The organism is Vibrio sp. 378 (assembly GCF_033339435.1).
In genome coordinates, this window is record NZ_JAWOUO010001101.1 from 1 (window position 1) to 533 (window position 533).

The 533-nt window shown below is 41.1% G+C and carries 1 pseudogene; it reads left to right on the forward strand.

The window, feature by feature from the left end:
• Window positions 1-352 precede the first annotated feature (352 nt).
• A pseudogene (locus R7Q48_RS30600) lies at window positions 353-533 on the forward strand (cytochrome B6); the annotation flags it as partial.

A 533-nucleotide genomic window follows, 5' to 3' on the forward strand; every position in this document is an offset into this window, starting at 1 on the left:
ACCAGATGAACAACAAAGGGGGCGAACTATCGCCCCCTTTGTTGTATTTGAACGCCGCACTACCTCAGATTGAAATTGACTTTAATCAAGGATTCGTCCGATAAATAACTTTAAACATTTGTGACAAATTTGTAACCAACACTCACAATAGCCTGCTCCAGCTTGACGTACAAAAATCCATCACTTTTAACATCGTTTTTTGCCATGAAAACCATCGAATTTTTGCATTTTATCGAATAACACCTTTCCTATACCGTAATTTTCGAGCGCACCAACGACTGTTTTATCAGCGGTTTCATAAGAAGTGCGCCGCTCTAGTGAGAGTCGAAAATCACGTCAAAAGGAAGTTATTATGAAAACTCTTATCGCAGTGAGTGTTTTATCTATATTGTCTTTCGGTGCCCATGCTGAACGTCAATCCAACGAACCCATCAAGGTCATCGAACCCATTTCTGGGCTCGACAGTAAAAAGATTGAATTGGGTAAAACGCTGTGGTTTGAACCGAGACTGTCGGCGTCGAACACCATTTCTT